This is a genomic window from Streptomyces sp. TRM68416, from assembly GCF_014596915.1.
Classification (GTDB): domain Bacteria; phylum Actinomycetota; class Actinomycetes; order Streptomycetales; family Streptomycetaceae; genus Streptomyces.
On sequence record NZ_JACVWU010000006.1, the window covers coordinates 288,702 to 308,518 of the forward strand.

Annotated in this window: 12 protein-coding genes; 4 read left to right on the top strand and 8 right to left on the bottom strand. The window is 73.6% G+C overall.

Features of this window, described 5'->3' with window-relative positions; translation table 11 throughout:
- Window positions 1–24: 24 nt before the first annotated feature.
- Complete coding sequence (locus ICC28_RS13155; protein WP_188288679.1) at window positions 25–1,008, top strand: AAA family ATPase; 984 nt, start codon at window positions 25–27, stop codon at window positions 1,006–1,008.
- A complete protein-coding gene (gene fxsT, locus ICC28_RS40490) occupies window positions 1,005–5,093 on the top strand; it encodes an FxSxx-COOH system tetratricopeptide repeat protein (RefSeq protein WP_223188757.1) in 4,089 nt (1,362 codons plus the stop codon). The genes ICC28_RS13155 and fxsT overlap by 4 nt, the downstream gene beginning before the upstream one ends.
- On the opposite strand, the gene ICC28_RS13165 is transcribed toward fxsT, so the two are convergent.
- The 4 genes from ICC28_RS13165 to ICC28_RS13180 form a co-directional block, all read right to left on the bottom strand.
- Complete coding sequence (locus ICC28_RS13165; RefSeq protein WP_188288680.1) at window positions 5,036–6,922, bottom strand: HEXXH motif domain-containing protein; 1,887 nt, start codon at window positions 6,920–6,922, stop codon at window positions 5,036–5,038. The two genes, fxsT and ICC28_RS13165, sit on opposite strands and share 58 nt — an antisense overlap.
- A 185-nt stretch (window positions 6,923–7,107) precedes the next feature.
- Window positions 7,108–7,290, bottom strand: a complete 183-nt coding sequence (locus ICC28_RS13170) for a hypothetical protein (RefSeq protein WP_188288681.1) — start codon at window positions 7,288–7,290, stop codon at window positions 7,108–7,110.
- Between the two features lie 51 nt (window positions 7,291–7,341).
- Complete coding sequence (locus tag ICC28_RS13175) at window positions 7,342–8,487, bottom strand: effector-associated domain 2-containing protein (protein ID WP_188288682.1); 1,146 nt, start codon at window positions 8,485–8,487, stop codon at window positions 7,342–7,344.
- 33 nt (window positions 8,488–8,520) lie between these two features.
- Window positions 8,521–10,764: a glycoside hydrolase family 9 protein gene (locus ICC28_RS13180; protein WP_188288683.1), complete on the bottom strand. Its 2,244-nt coding sequence runs from the start codon at window positions 10,762–10,764 to the stop codon at window positions 8,521–8,523.
- Between the two features lie 435 nt (window positions 10,765–11,199).
- Here ICC28_RS13180 and ICC28_RS13185 point away from each other — a divergent pair, with 435 nt between their 5' ends.
- On the top strand, window positions 11,200–13,575 hold the full coding sequence (locus ICC28_RS13185) for a SpoIIE family protein phosphatase (protein ID WP_188288684.1): 2,376 nt from the start codon (window positions 11,200–11,202) through the stop codon (window positions 13,573–13,575).
- Window positions 13,576–13,608: 33 nt separating this feature from the next.
- Here the strand turns inward: ICC28_RS13185 and ICC28_RS13190 are convergent, their stop codons facing one another.
- Both ICC28_RS13190 and ICC28_RS13195 read right to left on the bottom strand, forming a co-directional pair.
- Window positions 13,609–16,080: a ricin-type beta-trefoil lectin domain protein gene (locus tag ICC28_RS13190; protein ID WP_317454005.1), complete on the bottom strand. Its 2,472-nt coding sequence runs from the start codon at window positions 16,078–16,080 to the stop codon at window positions 13,609–13,611.
- Between the two features lie 326 nt (window positions 16,081–16,406).
- Complete coding sequence (locus ICC28_RS13195) at window positions 16,407–17,345, bottom strand: helix-turn-helix domain-containing protein (protein ID WP_188288686.1); 939 nt, start codon at window positions 17,343–17,345, stop codon at window positions 16,407–16,409.
- 64 nt (window positions 17,346–17,409) lie between these two features.
- Between ICC28_RS13195 and ICC28_RS13200 the strand changes: the two genes are divergently transcribed.
- Window positions 17,410–18,216, top strand: a complete 807-nt coding sequence (locus ICC28_RS13200) for a phytanoyl-CoA dioxygenase family protein (RefSeq protein WP_188288687.1) — start codon at window positions 17,410–17,412, stop codon at window positions 18,214–18,216.
- A 3-nt stretch (window positions 18,217–18,219) separates the two neighbouring features.
- Here ICC28_RS13200 and ICC28_RS13205 read toward each other — a convergent pair whose 3' ends face one another.
- A complete protein-coding gene (locus ICC28_RS13205) occupies window positions 18,220–19,188 on the bottom strand; it encodes an aldo/keto reductase (protein ID WP_188288688.1) in 969 nt (322 codons plus the stop codon).
- Between the two features lie 52 nt (window positions 19,189–19,240).
- Window positions 19,241–19,810 carry a flavoprotein gene (locus tag ICC28_RS13210; protein ID WP_188288689.1) on the bottom strand — a complete coding sequence of 190 codons (570 nt, stop codon included), beginning with the start codon at window positions 19,808–19,810 and terminating at the stop codon, window positions 19,241–19,243.
- Window positions 19,811–19,817 lie beyond the last annotated feature (7 nt).

Consider the following 19,817-nt stretch of genomic DNA (forward strand, 5'->3'; position numbering starts at 1 on the left):
GACCCTCGCAGGGAGGAAACCGCCATGGACTCCGCCTCCACCCCTTCCTGGTGGCTCTACCGGGGCACGGGCGTGCCGCTCGACCCCGCCGAACGCGACCGCAGATGGCCCGCACCGCCGCCCTGGCGCACGTACGCCGGAGTCCCCGACGAGTCCGCCGCACGGCCGCCGGACACGGCGGGCACCAGGGTCCTCGGCGCCGTGGGGGGCTCCGTGGCGGCCGATCCCGAGGAGGTACTGCGGGTCAACACCGCGCTGTTCCTGCGCCGGCCGCTGCTGGTGGCGGGCGAACCGGGCTCGGGCAAGTCCGCGCTGGCCCACCGGATCGCCCGGGAGCTCGGCCTGGGCCCGGTGCTGCGCTGGCGGATCACCGGAGGCAGCACCCTCGGCGAGGGACTCTACGTCGCCGCCGGGCCCGGGGTGGTACGGCTCGGGCCGCTGGGTACCGCCCTGCTGCCCCGTCGGCTGCCGCGCGTGATCCTGGCCGACGACCTCGACCGAAGCGGGTTCGACCTGCCCGACGAGCTGCTGGGCGTCCTGGAGGACGGCGAGTTCGCCGTACCCGAACTCCTGGGCGCCGGCGCGGCGGACGGCTCGGGCGTCCTCGTCCACACCTGCGAGCCGGGCGTCACGGCGACGGTCCGCGAAGCCGTCGTACGCTGCCACGAGCCGCCTCTGCTCATCGCCACGACCGGCGGGGAGCGGGATCTGCCGGCCTCCTTCCTGCGCCGCTGCGTCACGCTCGATCTGCCGCGGATGACGTCGGAGCGGCTCGCCGCCCTGGCCCGCAGCCGGTTCCCGGCGCTCGCCGGGGAGCAGGGCCCGCTCCTGGACGCCCTGCTGGACCGTGCCGCCCGTGATCCCGGTTCCGGACCGGTGGCCGAACGGCTCCTGAACGCACTGCACTTGGTGCGGGCGGGTGCGCTCGGCGGAACCTGGGAAGGAGAGGAGCAAGGGCAGGCGGCTCTCGACGCCGTCTGGCGCTGGGCTGCCGTGGAGGGGCCATGAAGTCCTTCGACGGCCGGGACGGCGCCGAGGGGAGCAGCGGGCCGAGGGCACCCTGGGCGGCCCCCGGACGCTGGACCGACATCACCGACCCGCACGGCACGCTGCGGGCGCTGCACCTGCTGCGCGGCCTGCCCGGGAGCGGCGTCCGGGACGTGGTGGTGGCCGTTGACGCCGATCCCGGTATGGCGGTCTGGCGGGAGACCGTGGCGGAGTTCACCGAACTGCTGCGGCGCTCGCGGGCGTTCCGCCGGGTGGACCGGCGCGAGCTGCGACCGGGGCAGGACGTGCCGCCGCGCGGCTGCGCGGCGCCCTCGAGCCGCTCGCGGCGGCTGGTGCTGGTGATCACCGACGGCAACGCGCCGGGCTGGCGGACCGGCGCCCTGGGACACGTCCTGCACCGGTGGGCGCAGACGACCACGCTGGCCGTGCTGCACCTGCTGCCGTATCAGTCCTGGCCCGAGGCCGGTATCCCGACCTGGCCGCTGTCGCTGCGAGCGGCGGGCCCCGGTGTGCCCAACCGCCGGCTCGACACACAGCCACGCGGAGTGGGGCTGGGAACACCCGGGGATCCGGCCGGTGCGGCCCCGTATCTGCCCGTACCGGTACTGGAGTTGGCGCCCCGCAGCCTGGCGGCGTGGGCGCGGCTGGTCGCCGGACCGCGGGGGCCGTGGATCCGGCTGCCGCTGACGTTCGCCGCCCCGGTCCCGGGCGGAGTGCCCGTGGCGCCGTCCCCGGTGTCCGGCCGGCCGGGGGCAGCCGAGCGCGTCGCGGCGTTCCGCCGCTCGGTCTCCCCCGACGTCTCCGTCCTCGCCACCCTGCTCGCCGCGACGCCGCTCGCGGTACCGCTGGTGCGGCGGGTCCTGACGGTCCTTCGGCCCGGGGCGCGGATCTCCGACTTCGTCCAGTTGCTCACCCACGGCCTGGTCCACCCCACCGCCGCGCCGTCCGTCACCGGGCCCCGCATCGCCCACGAGTCCGAGCCGGGCGTACGAGGAGAGCCACCGGCCGCCGCACCGTCGCCGTCCACCGCTGTCAACGGCCTCCGCATCGCCGACGACTGCGCGCCGGACGCACGAGGAGAGCCGCGGACCGCGCCGCCGTCCCCCATCCTCATCGGCCCGCGCATCGCCTACGAGTTCGAGCCGGGTGTCCGGGGAGAGCTGCTGGCCGCTGGGCGGACGGAGGATCTGCGCCGGGTCGTGGACGTGGTCGGCGAGGCGCTCGGGCCGGTGGCCGAGAGGCTCTGGCGGGTCCCCGGACTGCTCGCGGGCGAGGACACCGGCGGGCCCCGTCCCCTGGACGCGGAGACCCGCGCCTGGGCCGAGGCCGAAATCGCCGTACTGCAGGCCCTGTCAGGCCCCTACGCCGTCCGCGCGCGGGAGTTGGAGCGCGCGGTCGAGGAGTCCCGCGCCCCGGTCCGCGGGCGCACCCCGACCCCACCCCCTATGCACCTCCGGAAGCGGGAGGACCTGGTGAACGAGCCGAGCACAGGACCCGAGCCGAGCAGCGACGTCCCGCCCGGCGGGCCCGGACCGGTCGGCACCGCCGGTCCGCGCCGCCCGCCCCCCGGTCCCGAGGGCCGGGGCGGTACCCGCGGCACGCCGGCCGTCTGGGGCAACGTACCGCCGCGCAACCCCAACTTCACCGGCCGGGAAGACCTGTTGGAGGCGCTGCACCGGCGGCTGCGGCGGGAGAAGGCGACGGCGGTGCTGCCCAACGCCCTGCACGGCATGGGCGGCGTCGGCAAGTCCCTGCTCGCGGTCGAGTACCTGTACCAGCACCTCGGAGACTACGACGTCGTCTGGTGGATCTCCGCGGAACGCACCACCCAGATCGCGCTGTCCCTGGTGGAACTGGCGCCCCGCCTCGGTCTTGAGGCGAGCAGCGAGGCCACCTGGTCGGTGGCTGCCGTTCTGGAGGCGCTGCGCCGCGGCGAGCCCTACGACAACTGGCTGTTGGTCTTCGACAACGCCGACAGCCCCGAGAGCGTGCGCCCCTACTTCCCCTCCGGAGGGCCGGGCAACATCCTCATCACCTCGCGCAATCCGCAGTGGGCGAGCGTGGCCCAGCCGCTGGAGGTCGACGTGTTCCGGCGCGAGGAGAGCGTGGCCCTGCTGCGCCGGCGCGGCCCGGAGATCAGCGACGACGAGGCCGACCGGCTCGCCGACGCCCTCGGGGACCTGCCCCTGGCGATCGAGCAGGCCGCCGCCTGGCGGGCCGAGACGGGCATGCCCGCGGACGAATACCTGCGCCTGCTGGACGAGAAGCAGGTGGACCTGCTGGGACTTGCGGCCCCGCTCGACTACCAGCTGCCGGTCATCGCGGCCTGGAACGTCTCCCTGGACCAGTTGGAGGCGAAGAACCCGGCCGCGATGCAGCTGTTGCAGATCTGCGCGTTCTGCGCGCCGGAGCCGATCTCGCGCACCCTGTTCGCCGGCCGCCCCGGTGGTTCCATCGCGCCCCAGCTGGACGCGGTGCTGCGGGACCCGATCCGGCTGGGCCAGGCCATCCGGGAGATCGGCCGGTACTCGCTGGCCCGCTTCGACTACCGCACCAACTCCATCCAGATGCACCGGCTGGTGCAGGCGGCGCTCATCTCCCGGATGACGGAGACCGAGCAGCAGCGCATGCGCGCCGGTACCCATCTGCTGCTCTCCGCCAACGATCCCAACGACCCGCACAATGTCAGCCACTGGCCGCGCTACGGCGAGCTGTACGCGCACCTGCTCGTCTCCGAGGCTTTCCGCTCCACGGACCCGTGGGTGCGGGCACTCATCGTCAACGAGGTGCGGTACCTGTTCCGTTGGGGCAACTTCGATGCCGCGCTGCATCTCGCGCAGTCCGCCTACGGCTGCTGGCGCCAGGACGGCGGCGAGGACGACGCACAGACCCTGGAGGTCTCCCGGTGGCTGGGGTTCGTGCTGTTCAGCATGGGCCGCTACACGGAGGCGGCCGAGGTCAACGACCGGGTCCTGGACGCCTACCGGCGCACGGTCGGCGAGGACCACGAGGACACGCTGGACGCGCTGGGGAACGTGGCCATCGACGAGCGGGTCAAGGGCAACTTCGCGGCGGCCGGGCAGCTCTCCGAGTCGGTGCACCAGCGGTATCTGCGGCTGCTCGGCCCCAACGACCCCGAGACCCTGCGCGCGGCCCACAACGTGGGCGTCAGCCTCCGGCTCACCGGGGACTTCGCCCGCGCCCGGCAACTCGACGAGGAGACCCTGCACAGCAAGACCCAGATCTACGGCCAGGACCATGTGGTGAGCCTGGTGACCTGGCTCGGGCTCATCCTGGACATCCGGGAGCTGGGCGACTACCTCGCTTCCCTCACCTACCAGCGGGAGCTGACCGATCAGGCGGGCCGGCTGCTCGGCCACGACAACCCGTTCACGCTCTCCACGCACCGCCATCTGGCGGTGGCGCTGCGGAAGGCGGGCCGGCACGACGAGGCGCGGGCCACCGCCGAGCGCGCCCGCGCGGACCTGGTGCGCCGCTACGGCGAGGGCAACCCCGGGTCCATGGCGTCGACGCTGGAGCTGACGATCGACCTGCGGCACGCGGGCGAACTCGACACGGCCCGGAGACTCGGCGCACAGATCCACCGCCAGTACGCCGCGACCTACGGCCCGACGCATCCGCACACCCTGTCGGCCGAGGTCGACCTGGCCATCACGCACCGGCTCATCGGCGACGCCGACGTGGCGCGCACCATCGACGAGCGGGTGCTGGCGGACTTCGGCCGGGTCCTCGGGCAGGAGCATCCCTCGTCCCTGGTGTGCGCGACCAACCTGGCCAGCGATCTGTACGCGCTGGGCGAGTACGCGGCGGCGCTGGAGCTGGACGAGCGGACCCTGGCGCTCTCCACGAGCGTGCTCGGGGCTGACCACCCGTCGACACTGGCCTGTGCCGCCAACCTTCCGCTGGACCTGCGGGCGCTGGGCCGGCGCGAGGAGGCGGAGCGCCGGCACAGTTCGACGGCGGAGCGGCTGAACCGTGCGCTGGGGGCGGATCATCCCGCCGTGCGTCAGGCGGTGGACTGGGAGCACCGGGCGGACTGCGACATCGATCCGCTGCCGCTGTGAGCGTCGGCCGGTGAGCCGTCGCCGTTCCAGGCCCGGGCGAGCCACTCGGCCAGTTCGGCCGGTGGGACGGCCTGTCCGGAACGCCGGGTGACGGCCCGGGAGACGGCCCGCAGCAGTTCGGGCCGTTCCCCGAGCGCGCGGTGCCGGTCGGCGAGGAGCAGCCCGAGTCCGCCCCAGGAGCCGGGCCGGGTGGCGGTCTGACGGGCGTACAGGGCCCGGGCCTCCGCCAGGTCGCCCGCCACGTGGGCCAGGTCGGCGGGTGTGACGCCCTTCAGATGGTTCACGGCCGCGGGGTCGGTGGTTCGGGCGGCGGAGAAGGCCGGGGGGTCCGCGATGCTCAGCCGGACCAGGTGGGCGAAGACGTCGAGTCGGCAGCCGTCGGGATCGGTGCGTACGGTTCCGTCCGCGACGGTCCGCGGTGGGGGGCCGCCGCTGAGCCAGGAGTCGGCGGTGGCGCGTACCGTCTCCTCGTCGGGCACGACGTGGTGGGCGCGCCAGGCGGCCCGCTGGTGGGCCGCGGCCCGTTCGGCCAGGAGCAGGGCCGACTCGGGAAGCGTGCGGTCGTCCCAGGAGCGGAGGTCGGCGAGCAGGCCCCGCACGAGCTTCCGGCCGGTCGCCGTGAGGGCCGGGTGGGTGTCGAGGGTCTCCAGGGTGGTCCGGGCCTGACGGCGCCACAGGGCGAACTCGAACCGGGCGCGTTCGCGGGCGCTGCCGGTGTCGCGGGCGCAGCGGGTCCGCCAGAACCGCGCCACGCCGGAGAAGGCGAACGCCCCGTGCAGGATGCCGGTCAGCGGCCTGGGGTCGTCGCGCCAGGGTGCGTGGAACAGGTCGGCGCAGTCCTCGGTCAGCGGTGCGAGGTGCATCAGGCCGTTGAGCAGTGTGTGCCGGAACTCGTGCACGAGGGTCACGGCGAGTTCGGCGGTGGCCTCCTGCTCCGGCACGCCGGGGTCCGGCGCCGAGAGCATCACGCAGCCGAAGGCCTCGGAGGCCGAGGCGCTGCGCGGGCGGAACCGCTCGCCCGGCGGCAGGGGGACGAGGGAGAGCAGTCCGGCGGCGAGCGCCTCCGCGCTCTCGCGGTGGTCCTCGACGAGCAGCGTCCACGCCCGGTCGAGCCCGAGCTGCCAGCGCCGCAGCTCCGCCTCGTCGAGGCGGGCCGGTCCCGCCGTACCCGCGATGACCGGGTAGAGCGCCAGGTCGTCGACGGTGAGGGTGAGGACGAGGCCCCGGTGACGGGTGGTCAGGCGGCGTACGGCGGACCAGTTCTCGGTGTCCGTGGTGGCGTCGGCCGGTACGTCCACGGTGTGTCCGCCGTCCATGCCGACCCTGGTGGCGCCGCCGTGCGCGCTGACCTCGGCCAGGGCCCACGGTTCGCGCGTGCCGCACGAGGCCTGCCCGAGGCAGGGCAGGAGTACGGTGCCGGCGCGGGCCGGGACCGGCATCCGGAAGTCGAGACCGGCGAGGACGGCACCGGAGGCGGCCAGGGCGTGCAGTCGGCCCACGTCGGTCCACAAGGGAGCGTCGTCGTCCGCGGAGCCGCGCAGCCTGCGCAGCACATGGGCGGCCCAGAGGCCTACCTGGGGGTCCATCAGCAGACGGCGCACCGCGGCCGGGTGGCGGCGCTGGGCCCGTGCGAGCAGTTGCCAGGCCTCCCCCACCGGCGGCAGGGCACCGGCCGCGGCCGGGCGGGCGGCGGCCTCGTCGACCAGCAGTCGCAGCAGCAGGAGGCGTCGGCTGTACTCGGCGTCGAGGAGCACACGCGTCACCTCCGCCCGTTCCCCGGCCGAGCACAGGAGTTCGAGGCAGGCGTGATCGAGACGGTGATGTCTCATGGGGTGGTCCGCCGGTCCGGACGGCTCCTCAAAGCCGCCGGACCCCGCTGCCGCCTCGGCTCTGCCTTCTTCGACTGACGTGCGCACCAACACTTCCTCACCCACGGTGTCCCCGGCCTCGGGCCGCTCGGACCCGACGTGCCGCGCAGACTACCCGCAGGGCGGGGGCGGGAAGCGTAAGCGGGTCAACTGCCTTCGCTGCCGCCGCGGGTACTGAAGGGCCGGTCCACGCTGCTGAGCAGCATGTCCATGGCGGGCCGCAGCGCCGCGGAGCTGACCTGGGGCAGATCGTCCAGTGTCAGGTGCGACAGACAGGGCAGCCAGGAGTCGACACCAGCGGGCTCTGCCGCATCACGGGGTTCACGCATGGGCCGATGGTAGGCCACGGACGGGGCAAACACAGGCAACCTGCGAGAAGGTCAACTTCCCTTGCCGTCAACCGCTTCTGCCGCGTCGTCGATCAGCCGGTGGACCCGCTCCGCCGCAGGGCTGCCGCCGGCGCACAGCAGCACCGCCTCGCCCAGCTCCCGCAGCGCTCCCGGACGCCGGGCGCAGGTGCGCAGGATGCTGATCGTGTCGAGGCGGGGGCGGCTGTGCCGGGGGACGGCGGCGCGGACGCCGATTCTGAGCAGGCCCAGGATCTCCTCCCGGCCCTGCGGTTCGACGAACTCCGGGACCGCCAGCAGGGCGTCCGTCAGGGCGCGCAGGCGGTCCGGGGTGAGGTCGGTGTCCTGTTCGGGGGCGCGTCCGTCGGGGTGGCCGCGGGACAGGAGCTGGCCCTCGTCGCCGTCCCAGGTGCGGGACCAGACGTAGGTGGGGGTCTGCTGCGGCCGGCCGGCGGCCCGCAGGTGGGTGAAGCGGTCACGCAGGCGGTCCATCACCGCGCCGGGGTCCGGCGGCCAGTCGGTGGTGCCGGCGAGTACGGCCAGTGCCTCCCGGCTGAACAGACCGGTGCGGGAGGGGGTGAGGTTCGCGGCGGCCTCGCCGGGGCGTACGGCGAAGAGGACGGCCTGGTTGCGCGCGGTCACGGGGCGCGCGGCGCCGTAGTCCTCGTGCGGGAGCAGACGGCGCGCGCGCCACGGGTCGCGCAGGCTCTGGCAGGCGTCGACGAGCCAGATCTGGCGCGGGTGGCCGGGCACCGAGCGGTAGTACGTCAGCAGCGCGTCGAAGTCGAGGTTGAGGGGGTCGTGTTCGGTGGCGTCCGCGTAGAGGAGCCGCCGTCGTCCCTCGGCGTCCACCAGGCCGTGGCCGCCCCATACGACCCACAGCAGGTCGCTGGGTGCCGCCGTGACGGTTCTCAGCAGGGTGCGGTGCACGGTCGCGCGGTCGGCGTTCAGGACGCCGTAGGGCAAGTCGTCCGGTTGGGGGGCGCGTTCGGGCGGTGCCGAGAGCAGTGCGGTGATGCGGTCGGGCGGCACACCTCGGGACATGAACCACTCGGCGAACCGCAGCGCGTCGGCCACGGGTCCGTCGAGATCCCACTTCGGCCCCGCCTCGTAGCGGTCGATGCCCACGACGACGACGGTGCTGCGACGCGGATCGAGCTGCGGAGCCGGTGAGTTCATGCCTTCAGTGTGCCGCCCGGGGGCGTCAGCGCGTCACCTTTGGTCCGCCACGAAGGAGGCCATGCGGGTCAGCGCCGAGTTCCAGTTGATGGTGTGTTCGTTGGTCGACCAGGACTGGATGTCGTCGATGTAGCAGAACTGGCCGACGCAGCCCTGGAGTTTGCTCTGTGCGAAGGGGTCCTGGATGCTGGAGTTCGGTCCGCCGGCCAGCGTGCCGCGCGGCGGCTTCGGCTGGCTCGGGTCGAGCTGGCGGGCGTACCAACGGGCGTGCTGGTTCTGCGCGCTGACCTCGCCGTAGTCGGTGACGTACGAGATGTTGAGGGCGTTGCGGCCGAGGATGTAGTCCATGCTCTGCAGCGCGCCGTCCCGGTACTTCACTCCTCCCGTGATGTCGTACGCGGTGGCGATGACCACGGCGTTGTGGAGGATCTGGTGGTTGGAGCCCCAGTCGTAGACGTTGTCCTCGGGGGCGTAGGGCATTCCGTAGGGGTGTGACTTCAGGGTGGCCAGGTAGCGGTCCGCACCCTTGATCACGGACTGGCGCACCTTGTGACGGCCGGGGAGCCTGTTCGGGACGGTGGCCAGGTCGAGGCGGGCCGCGGCGGCGGTCCTGGCCCAGTCGTAGCCGTTGGGGACGAAGATGTCGGCCGTGTGCACGGGCGAGTTCAGGACGTGGTTCGCGAACTCCTTCTCACCGGTGGTGAGATACAGCTCGGCCGCCGCCCAGTAGAACTCGTCGGTGACGTTGTCGTCGGCGTAGGTGCCGCCGCCGATGCCGTCGCTCTCGGAGGCGTACCGGTCGGGGTGGGCGAGCGCCGCCGCCCAGGCCGTGCGGGCGGCCGCCAGGGTCTTCGCCGCGAACTTCTTGTCGTAGGGCTTGTACAGGCGCGCGGCCTGCGCGGCCGTCGCCGCCAGGTTCAGGGTCGCCGCGGTGGACGGCGGGTGCAGCTCCCGCTTCTGCGGGTCGTCGTGCGGCATCAGCGGCAGGCCGGTCCACTGCTCGTCGTGGATCTTGTGGTGGGCCATGCCGGCCAGCGGCTGCCCCGCGGGCACCTGCATCTTCAGCAGGAACTCCAGCTCCCAGCGGACCTCGTCCAGCAGGTCGGGCACCTTGTTGCCGCTCTCGGGGATGGCGAGCGTGCCGTCGCCCAGCTTCCCGGGCCGGCCGGTGCGGGCGTGCAGGGCGCGCTCGTAGGTGCTGAGCAGCTCCCACACCGAGATGCCGCCGTTGACGACGTACTTGCCGTGGTCGCCGGCGTCGTACCAGCCGCCGGTGACGTCGAGTCGGTAGTCGCACACGCCGGGCTGGCAGGGCACGTTGCCGTCGCCCTGGTTGGGCGCGACGTCGACGTGGCCGGCCGGGCGGCCGTAGCCCGGGCGCAGGTCGTCGCGGATCGCGATGCCGCTGCGCTGGGTGTAGTAGTACTTCGCGGCGTCCAGGCGCAGCCGTTCGTAGGCGGCCGTGCCGATGTCGAAGGGGTGGCTGGTCTCTCCGTCGACGACCAGCGTGAGGTCCCTGCCCTGCTTGCGGTAGGCGCCGAAGTCGATGGAGTGGACGTTCTGGGCGGAGGAGGCGTCGGTGCCGCGCGGCACGGTCCAGCCGCGGGCGACGACGGTCCCGGAGGCGTTCTTCAGCTGCCAGGGCAGTTTCGCGGTGGCGTCGGTGACCAGGGTGGCGTTCTTCGGCCCGGCGGGCAGATAGGCGACCTGGTTCACGCGCACGCGCGGGCCGGTGTCGGGCTCGTACACCTCGGGCGGCACTCCGCCCAGCAGCGAGACGTCGTCCATGCAGAAGCGCCACGGGTCCGCGCTGCCGCCTACCTGGAAGGCGACCTGGGCCCCGTCGGTGTCGACGGGCGAGGTGAAGGTGTACGTGTAGGCGTTGCCGGAGACGCTGAGCTGCGGCGACACCTCGAAGTAGGTGTCGTAGGGCGCCTCCGACAGGCCGACGATCGCCCGCACCACGTGGCCCTCGGGGGTGCCGTTCGCGCTGAAGGAGAAGCGGTAGGACTCCCCCTCGACGAGGGATATGTCGTTCTGGCCGACGCCGGCGTCCCAGCGGTTGACGGTCCCGCCGGGGACGTCGGCGCAGAGCTGTCCGTCGGACAGGCCCGCGGTGACGTTGCTCGTGGTCCACCAGGGTTCGACGGTGGTGTCGAAGGTGCCGTTCTTGAGCTGTTCGACCTCCTCTGCGCCCGCCGGTGCGGCCGGGAGTGTGCTGAGTCCCGCCGCCAGCAGGGCGGCCAGGGACAACAGGGCGGTTCTGCGTCGTTTCACGTCTGGGCTCCTCGGGAGAGGTGCGGGCGACGCTCGTCGTGGGAGCGCTCCCAGATGCGGACGAGGCCATGGTTGTTGCAGTCATGACACTGCGTCAACGGTCCGGACGGGACTGGTTTCTCCTCCGGACCGCACGAAAGGATGACGACCTGCTCGGACTCCCGGCACCGCCGGCCTGCCGAGGCGCACCGCGCCGAAGACCTCACCAGGTCTCGGAAGTGCTCACTGCTGATCGCGAACGCACAGATTCCGACGGGGCGCCACACAACGACTGCAGGGGCCCGACAGAGCCGGGCGCACCCCTTGCCGGAAGCCCCTTCTCGCTCGTCCGACCCTCCGCACAGGGGTTCCCGTCCGCCGGAGGCCCGGACACACTAGGCTGGAACTCAAGTGACGCGCCTGTTCACTGTGAGTGTCCGCGTTGGAGTGGCGACGATGACCCCGCACGACCCGTTCGACGACGCCGCAACGGCCCGGGCTGTCATCGATCAGCACGGCATGCTGCTGGAGTGGAACGCCGGCGCCCGGCGCCTGCTGGGCTGGCCGCCGGACCAGGTGGTGGGGCGTCCCGCCGCCGAGCTGCTGGCCGACGCCGCCGTACCGGCCCCGACGGGCCCCCGCTGGCACGGCACCCTCCCGCTGCGCCACCACGACGGCCACACCGTACGGGTGTGGCTGCTGGCCCACCACCGGCCGTCCCGCGACGGCCGCGCGGCCCACTGGCTCGTGGTCACCCCGCTGGAGGGCGACGGCCCCCACTCCCCCGACGACCCGCTGGACACCGCCGCCCTCACCCAGTCGCCGTGCGCCGTCGCCGTCTACGACGAGCGGCTGCGGCTGCGCCGCCAGAACGACGCGATGGCCCAGGTCGTCGGGCTGCCCGAGGAGCGCATCAGGGGCCTGCGGCTGTCCGAGATCGGCGGCAAGACGCAGAGCGAGGAACTGGAGGAGCACCTGGCGCAGGTACTGGCCACCGGCCTGGCCCGGGACGTGCAGACGTACCTGCGCACCGGCGGCGAGGAGCACGCGCACGCCTGGCTCGCCCGGATGGCACCCGTCACCGATACCGCGGGGCGAGTACGGGGAGTCTGCCTGGCCGCCCACGACTTCACCGAGAACTACCTCGCCCGGGAGCGGCTCCAACTGGTCAACGAGGCGAGCGTCCGCATCGGCAGCACCCTCGACGTCGGCCGCACGGCACAGGAACTGGCCGACGTCTGCGTGCCGGCGCTCGCGGACTTCGTCAGCGTCGACCTGCTCGACCCGCAGGCACAGGGCGGCGAGCCGACCTTCCCGCTCACCGCGCCGGTCGGCCTGCGCCGCGCCGCCCACCGGTCGGTGAACCCGGGCAGCCCGGAGGCCCTCGTCAAGCCCGGGCAGCTGGAGCTCTACCCGGCCGAGTCCCCGCAGGCCGCCTCACTGACCGCGGGCCGGTCCGTCGTCGCCTCGGTGCCCAGCGGCGAGCTCGACGACTGGCTGCGCCGCGACTCGGCCCGCAGCGAGCGGGTCCGGGAGTACGGCATCCACTCCACGATGTCCGTGCCGATCCAGGCCCGCGGCCTGACCCTCGGCGTCGCCGTCCTCACCCGGTTCCGCAGGCCGGACCCCTTCACCGACGACGACGTACTGCTCGCCGAGGAGATCACCGCCCGCGCGGCCGTGTGCATCGACAACGCCCGCCGCTACTCCCGCGAGCGCGACACCGCCCTCGCCCTGCAGCGCAGCCTGCTGCCCCGGACGCTGCCGCGCACCGCCGCAGTCCAGGCGGCCTCCCGCTATCTGCCGGCGGCCCGCTCGGGGGTGGGCGGTGACTGGTTCGACGTGATCCCGCTGTCCGGGATGCGGGTCGCCCTGGTCGTCGGGGACGTCGTCGGCCACGGCATCCAGGCCTCGGCCACCATGGGCCGGCTGCGCACCGCCGTGCGCACCCTCGCCGACATCGACCTGGCCCCCGACGAGCTGCTCACCCACCTCGACGACCTGGTGGTCCGGCTGTCCGCGGAGGCCGGCGGCGAGGGCAGCCCCGGGGAGGTCGGCGCCACCTGCCTGTACGCGGTGTACGACCCGGTCTCCCGGCACTGCACCCTGGCCCGGGCCGGGCATCCCTCGCCCATGATGGTCCCGCCGGCCGGCGCGCCCCGGCAGCTCGACCTGCCCGCCGGGCCGCCGCTCGGCCTCGGCGGACTGCCCTTCGAGTCGGCCGAGCTGGATCTGCCCGAGGGCACCGTGCTGTCGTTCTTCACCGACGGTCTGGTCGAGAGCCGCGAGCGCGACGCCGACGCCGGCCACGCGCTGCTGTCCGAGGCGCTGTCGGCTCCGGCCGACTCGCTGGAGGAGACCTGCGACCGGATCCTGTACGCGCTGCTGCCGCCGGGCGGGGTCGCCGACGACGTCGCCCTGCTGCTGGCCCGCACCCGCGGACTGCCGGCGTCCCAGGTGGCCACCTGGGACATCCCGGCCGACCCTGCGCTGGTCGGCCCGATCCGCAAGCAGGTCGTCGAGCAGCTCGACGTGTGGCAGTTGAGCGAGGCGTCGTTCACGGCCGAGCTGGTGGTGAGCGAGCTGGTGACCAACGCCATCCGGTACGGCTCCCGACCCATACGGCTGCGGCTGATCCACGACGCGGCCACCCTGATCTGCGAGGTCTCCGACAGCAGCCACACGGCCCCGCACCTGCGCCGGGCCAAGACCTGGGACGAGGGCGGCCGCGGGCTGCTGCTGGTCGCCCAGCTCACCCAGCGCTGGGGCAGCCGACACACCGCCGAGGGCAAGACGATCTGGGCCGAGCTGGCCCTCTTCGAGGAGGACTGACCCGCACCCGGGGCCCTGACCTGGCGGGGCTCCTCAGCGCCACCCGCCGCCGTACCCGAATCCGGGCCCAGGTCCCGGTCCGGGTCCAGGCCCGGGTCCGTTTCCCGAGTCTCCGTTGCCCTCCCACGAGCACCAGTAGCCGTAGCAGGGCGTGGGCGTCGGGGCCTGGGTCGTCGGTGTGGGCTGCGGCGTCGACCGTTTCGGGGTCGGGGTGGGCGCGGATGTCCGGGAGGGGCCGGGAGCGGGGGCGGCCGAGGGGGTCTCCTCGGGCACGGCCCAGTTGACGACCTCCAGTTGGAGTTCGGGCTTGGAGGTGTCGACCACCCAGCGCTGGGCCGCGGACTCCTCCCGGCTCCGGTCCGCGCGGGTCTTCACGACGAGGGCACCGGAACCGTCGGTGGCGGCGGGGGTCAGTGCCAGGTCCTGGTTCCAGCGCGGGACCAGGGCGCCGCGGAGGGTGAAGTCGTAGCGGACGTTCCTGGCGGCGGAGGCGGACGCGTCTGCGCACGGGGCCAGCCGCACCGAGTAGCCGAGGCGGGAGTCGAGGCAGAGACCGGGGTCGGCGACGCTGCGTATCAGTCCGTCGGTCTCGTACGACCACTGCTGGCCGGCCTGCCCCGAGCATTTCGCGAGTTCGGTCTCGGCGTCCTTGACGGCCTTGCCGCCGACGACTCCCACGCACAGGCCGGAGGACAGGTTGTACAGCCGCCCGGTCAGCGTGCCCTGCGCGGCTTCCTCGGCGCCGGCCCAGGAGGGGTCGGCGCTCGCCGCGTCGCCGGAGCCGGAGGCCTCGGTGGGCCGCTCGCCCTCGGCCGCTCCGGTGTCGTCGGCCGGGCCGAGGGCCGACCACAGGACCAGCGGTACCACGACCAGGGCGGCCACGGTCGACACGGCCGCGGTCAGGTTGCGGCGCCGGGCGGCACGTCGGGCGGTGCGCTGCGCGGAGCGGCCGGTCGGGGCGGGGCCGCCACCGGACGCGGCGCGGGCGGGGTCCCGGCGGCGGCCCGGGCGGGGGCTCGACTCCGGGCCCGGCTCCGCGCCGTGCTCCGCGCGGGCGGGGTCCGAGCGGCGGGGGCCGGTGCCGGGTCCGGACTCGGGACGGGCACGGTCCCGTCGCCGGAGCCGAGCCCGACCGCCGGACCCCGGGCCCGCGTCCGTACGAGCAGCGTCCCTGCCACGGGAACCGGACCCCAGGTCTGCTTCCGGTCCTGCCGCCGTACGAGCGGCATCCGCGCCGAAACCGGCCCAAGGGCCGGACTCCGCGCCCGCCGCCGACTGCGCAGCATCCCCGCCACGGAAACCGGGCCCCGGGCCGGACTCCATGCCCGCCGCCGCACGGGCCGCGGCGTCGCCTCCGAAACCGGGTCCCATGCCTGTCCCCGGGCCCGCCGCCGAACGGGCAGCATCGCCGCCGAAACCGGCCCAGGGGTCGGACTCCGCGCCCGCCGCCGAACGGCCAGCATCGCCGCTGAAACCGGCCCAAGGGTCGGACTCCGCGCCGTCGACGGGTGCGGGTCCGGTCGGCGGAACGGCGGCGGTCGGCCCGGCGGCCGCTGGGCCTGCGCCGATGCCCGTGCCTGCGCCTGCGCCCGTGCCGGCCGCGGGCGCCGTCTCCGTGTCCGCGCCGAAGTCCTCGCCCGCCAGGACCGCAGGCGCCGCTTCCGTCTCCGCCTCGTCGACGACGGTCCTGGACACCACGTAGGCCTGCGCGCCCCAGCCGAGGACGGCCTCCGCCAGTGCCGGGCCCAGGGCGTGGTTGAAGCGGTCCAGTTGCTCGGCGGTGGGTCGGCAGTGCCGGCAGTGGGTGAGGTGGTCGCGCAGGTCGGGGTCGACGTCGGCGCCGCCGCGCCGGTAGGTGACGTCGAGGAGCCGGAGGTAGCGGCGGCAGTCCTGCTCCGGGGCGAGTTCGCGGTGGAGCTGGAGGCACTCCTCGCGCAACCGGTCGCGGGCGCGCCCGAGTTCGAGCCGGGCCCCTTCCTCGTCCAGGCCCAGCAGCCCGGCGGGGACGCGGAGCGGCTCGGCCTCGACCTCGGTGTGCCACAGCACGCAGCGCGCCGACTGGGGCAGCCGCTGGAACGCGCCGGAGAGCAGCCGCAGGTGGGCGGGCGGCAGCAGGCGGGCGGCGGCCCGCTCGCCGTCGGTGCCGGAGGTCAGGTCGGGGTGGAGCAGTTCGCGTCGCTGGTCGGTGTCCCACTCCGCGGCGATGCGCCGGACGGTGACGAGCAGATGGGGGCGCCAGGCGGAGGTGGGTCCGGTCTGCCGCAGTGTCTCGCCGAACAGCCGGGTGAAGGCCGCGGTGGTGAGCATGCCCGCGGAACGGGCGTCCGCGGTGCACAGCCGTGCGTAGGCGAAGCCCGCCTCCCAGTGGCGGTCGAGGAGTTCACCGACGGGATGGAGCGCGGGTGACGCTCCGGTCCACTTCTTCAGTTCGGCGCTCAGTTGGGCGTCGGTCACATCGAAGAGGTTCGTGGTGTCCGGTGAATTCGACAGGCCTGCGTCATGCACGACGGCATTCCTCCGGAGGACTTGCGGCATTGATGGTCCATACCAATGGGTATGCTCCGGGCGCGGCTCTTGTGAAGCGTGGGGCGTGAGGGAGCTGGGTCACCTTTGCACAGGTCAAGGGCGGGTAACAAGCGATGCTGCGAATTTGCGCAATGTGCAGGAGGCACAGGTAATTGACCGTCCGTCAATAACAGAATGCCGAGCAATGCGGGACCGGGCCCGGAAATCGGAAATGGTAATCAGTGGACTTGGACCTGGGAGCCGCCGGGAACCATTGAACAACCGTTGACCAGCCACTTCGCCTGGTCATACGGGCCCATTCGGCCTCAGCTCCCAGCCGACGGCCCGTCGCCAACCATTGGGCCGCCCAGCCGGTACGCCCCGGGCGGCGTCCCGTACCGCTCGCGGAAGACCCGGTTGAAGTGGAAGGGGCTGGCGAAGCCCGACGCGGCCGCTACCCGCTCCACGGACAGGTCGGTGCTCTCCAGCAGCCGTGCGGCATGCCGCAGCCGCGCCTCGCGCAGCGCCCGCATCGGCGACCGCCCGAGCTGCTGGGCGAACAGGTGGGCGAAGCGGGAGGGCGACAGCGCGACGTGCGCGGCGAGCGAGCGGACCGTGTGCGGGGCGCCTGGATCGGCGGCGATCAGTGCCTGAGCGCGCAGCACGCAGGCGTCGACGCCGGGTCGCGGGGAGGGCGTCCGCGTCCCGGCGGCCGTGAGCAGGACGGCCTCCTCCAGTGAGCACAGGGCGAGTTCACGGGCGGCGGTGTCGTGCGCCACGGCGACCGAGCCGTCCGTGGCCCGGGGGGCGGGCGGCGCCTGCGTGCCCGTCCAGCGGGCGTCGGCGAGCATCCGGACGAACGCCGCCGTCACCCGCTCGTGCACGGCGGCCGGCGTCGGGCTCACGACGTACATCCCGTCACCGGCGTCGTACGGGCGCAGCCAGGACTGCCAGGAGGGGCGGGCCTGGCAGTGGACCCACCAGAACTGCCAGTGCTGCGCGCCGGGTTCGACGCCGTAGCGGTGCGGGGCGCCCGGTGCAAGTGCCACGAGGTCGCCGGTGCCCGCGCGCGTACCGGCGCCGCCCTGGCTCAGCCGCCCGTGGCCGCCGGTCGTCCAGGTGAACAGCCAGCTGTCGGCGCCGCGCGGACGGTCCACGGCGTAGCCCGGCCGCTGGTCGAAGCGGCCGACCACCACCACACCCGGCGGCGGTGCCGGGTCGCCGGGGGCAGCGGTGTCGGGCAATCGGTCAGCACGCACGGGCATCCTCCTCGGGCACGCCCCGGCCTAGCGTGGCGGGCCGGAGGACACCCGACCGAGGAGTGCACGCATGACAGCCACGGACATCGGCGCCCTGGGCACCACCATCCTGCACGAGTTCCGCTCGGACGGGTTCACCGTCGTACGCGGGCTGTTCGGCTACGAGGAGATCGAGCGGTTGCGTGCGCGGTTCGCGGCGCTGCACGCGGCCGGGCCGGTGCCGGGGCATTTCGAGCCGCGCCCGGCGGACGCCGATCCCCTGCGCAGGTACCCGAGGGTGATGCAGCCGCACGAGATCGACGACGCGGCCCTCGGTGTGCTGCTGGATCCGCGGCTGCGTGCCGTGCTGGAGGTGCTGCTCGGGGAGGAGGTGCTGGCCGCGCAGAGCATGTTCTACTTCAAGCCGCCGGGTGCCCGGGGGCAGGCGCTGCACCAGGACAACTTCTATCTGCGGGTCGAGCCGGGCACGTGTGTGGCGGCCTGGCTCGCCTGCGACGAGATCGACCGGGAGAACGGGGGCCTCGAAGTGGTCCCCGGCACCCACGAGATGGACCTCTTCTGTCCGGAGACGGCGGACCCGGACGTGTCGTTCGCGCGGGAGTACGTGCCGCCGCCGGCCGGTCTCGCCGCAGTGCCGGTCGACATGGCGCCGGGCGACGTGCTGTTCTTCAACGGGAGCCTGGTGCACGGCTCGCGGCCCAACCGTTCGGCCGACCGGTTCCGCCGGTCGTTCATCGGGCACTACGTGGGCCGCTCCACCGCGCGCATCGGCGGCTACTACCGGACGCTCACGATGAGCGGTGAGCGGGTCGTCCTGCCCGAGAGCGAGGGCGCGGGTCCCTGCGGCACGGAGTTCGCACCGCAGGGACCTCATTGAGGGTCAGTGACCGGAGATCGGGCGTGCCGTGTACGCCTGCTCCAGTTCCTCGATCTCCTTGTCGCTGAGGTCGAGTTCCATGGCGGCCACGGCGTCCTCGATGTGCTGCGGCCTGCCCGCGCCGACGATCGGGGCCGCCACGGTCTCCTGCGCCAGCAGCCAGGCCAGGGCGACCCGGGCGCGCGGCACCCCGCGGTCGCCGGCGACACGGGTGACCGCCTCGACGATCGTGCGGTCGCCCTCCTGGTAGAGCCGGCCGCCGAAGTTGTCGTTGGCGCTGCGCTCGGTGACCGTGCCCCAGTCCCGGGTGAGCCGGCCGCGGGCCAGCGGGCTCCACGGGAGCACGCCGACGCCCTGGTCCGCGCACAGAGGCAGCATCTCGCGCTCCTCCTCGCGGTAGAGCAGGTTGTAGTGGTTCTGCATGGAGACGAACTTGGTCCAGCCGTGCCGTTCGGCGGTGTACTGCATCTTGGAGAACTGCCAGGCGTACATCGAACTCGCGCCGAGGTAGCGCACCTTGCCGGCCTTGACCAGGTCGTGCAGGGCCTCCATGGTCTCCTCGACCGGGGTGTGCGGGTCGTAGCGGTGGATCTGGTACAGGTCGACGTAGTCGGTGCCCAGGCGGCTCAGGCTGTGGTCGATCTCCGTCATGATCACCTTGCGGGACAGGCCGCCGCCGTTGGGCCCGGGCCGCATCCGGCCGTGCACCTTGGTCGCCAGGACGACGTCGTCGCGTCGGGCGAAGTCGCGCAGCGCCTTGCCGACGATCTCCTCGCTGGTGCCGTCGGAGTAGACGTTCGCGGTGTCGAAGAAGTTGATGCCGGCGTCGAGCGCCTGCCGGATCAGCGGGCGGGATGCCTCCTCGTCGAGCGTCCACTCGTGCACGCCTCGGTCGGGCAGCCCGTAGGTCATGCAGCCCAGACAGATCCGCGACACGTCCAGGCCCGTCGAACCGAGCTTCACGTACTGCATCGTTGCTGCTCCTGCCTTCGGGGTCGGTACGAGGGGGAGCGTACGTCCTGTGTTACGCCTGGGGCGTCACCCTGCGGTCTCCGAGCAGGTCCAGCGCCCGTTCCCAGGCGAACTCCGGCCGCCCGCCGTCCACTTGGGGTTTCCCCGTGTACGGCTCGCCGAAGCGGACGCCCATCGCGCGCAGCCGGGCGAGGCTCTCGCGGTAGGCGGGGTGGGCGGCGAGGGCGTCGGCGACGCAGGGCAGGACGGCGACGGGGACGCCGAGGCCGTAGGCCTCGCACAGGGTGGCGACGGCGAGGGTGTCGGCCAGGCCCGCCGCCCACTTGTTGACGGTGTTGAAGGTGGCCGGCGCCACCACGACCGCGTCCGGCGGCGGGAAGGGGCGCGGGTCGCCCGGGGTGCGCCAGGCGGAGCGGATCGGGCGGCCGGTCTGCGCCTCGACGGCGGCGGTGTCGAAGAAGCCGTTCATCGCGACGGGCGTGGCGATGACGCCGACCTCCCAGCCCCGCTCCTGGGCGGCGGTGACGAGCTTGTCGACGCCGTCGGCGATTCCGGCGGCACAGACGACGACGTAGAGGAAGGGCTTCCCGGTCTCCCCGGTCCCCCCGGCCAGTTCGGTCATCCGGAAA

What these genes read in the sequence shown, in the direction of transcription:
- ICC28_RS13200 (WP_188288687.1), top strand. Translation starts at nt 17,410, where the DNA reads ATGACAGCCACGGACATCGGCGCCCTGGGCACCACCATCCTGCACGAG.
- fxsT (WP_223188757.1), top strand. Translation starts at nt 1,005, where the DNA reads ATGAAGTCCTTCGACGGCCGGGACGGCGCCGAGGGGAGCAGCGGGCCG.
- ICC28_RS13205 (WP_188288688.1), bottom strand. Translation starts at nt 19,188, where the DNA reads ATGCAGTACGTGAAGCTCGGTTCGACGGGCCTGGACGTGTCGCGGATC.
- ICC28_RS13210 (WP_188288689.1), bottom strand. Translation starts at nt 19,810, where the DNA reads ATGACCGAACTGGCCGGGGGGACCGGGGAGACCGGGAAGCCCTTCCTC.
- ICC28_RS13155 (WP_188288679.1), top strand. Translation starts at nt 25, where the DNA reads ATGGACTCCGCCTCCACCCCTTCCTGGTGGCTCTACCGGGGCACGGGC.
- ICC28_RS13165 (WP_188288680.1), bottom strand. Translation starts at nt 6,922, where the DNA reads ATGAGACATCACCGTCTCGATCACGCCTGCCTCGAACTCCTGTGCTCG.
- ICC28_RS13195 (WP_188288686.1), bottom strand. Translation starts at nt 17,345, where the DNA reads ATGCCCGTGCGTGCTGACCGATTGCCCGACACCGCTGCCCCCGGCGAC.
- ICC28_RS13170 (WP_188288681.1), bottom strand. Translation starts at nt 7,290, where the DNA reads ATGCGTGAACCCCGTGATGCGGCAGAGCCCGCTGGTGTCGACTCCTGG.
- ICC28_RS13175 (WP_188288682.1), bottom strand. Translation starts at nt 8,487, where the DNA reads ATGAACTCACCGGCTCCGCAGCTCGATCCGCGTCGCAGCACCGTCGTC.
- ICC28_RS13185 (WP_188288684.1), top strand. Translation starts at nt 11,200, where the DNA reads ATGACCCCGCACGACCCGTTCGACGACGCCGCAACGGCCCGGGCTGTC.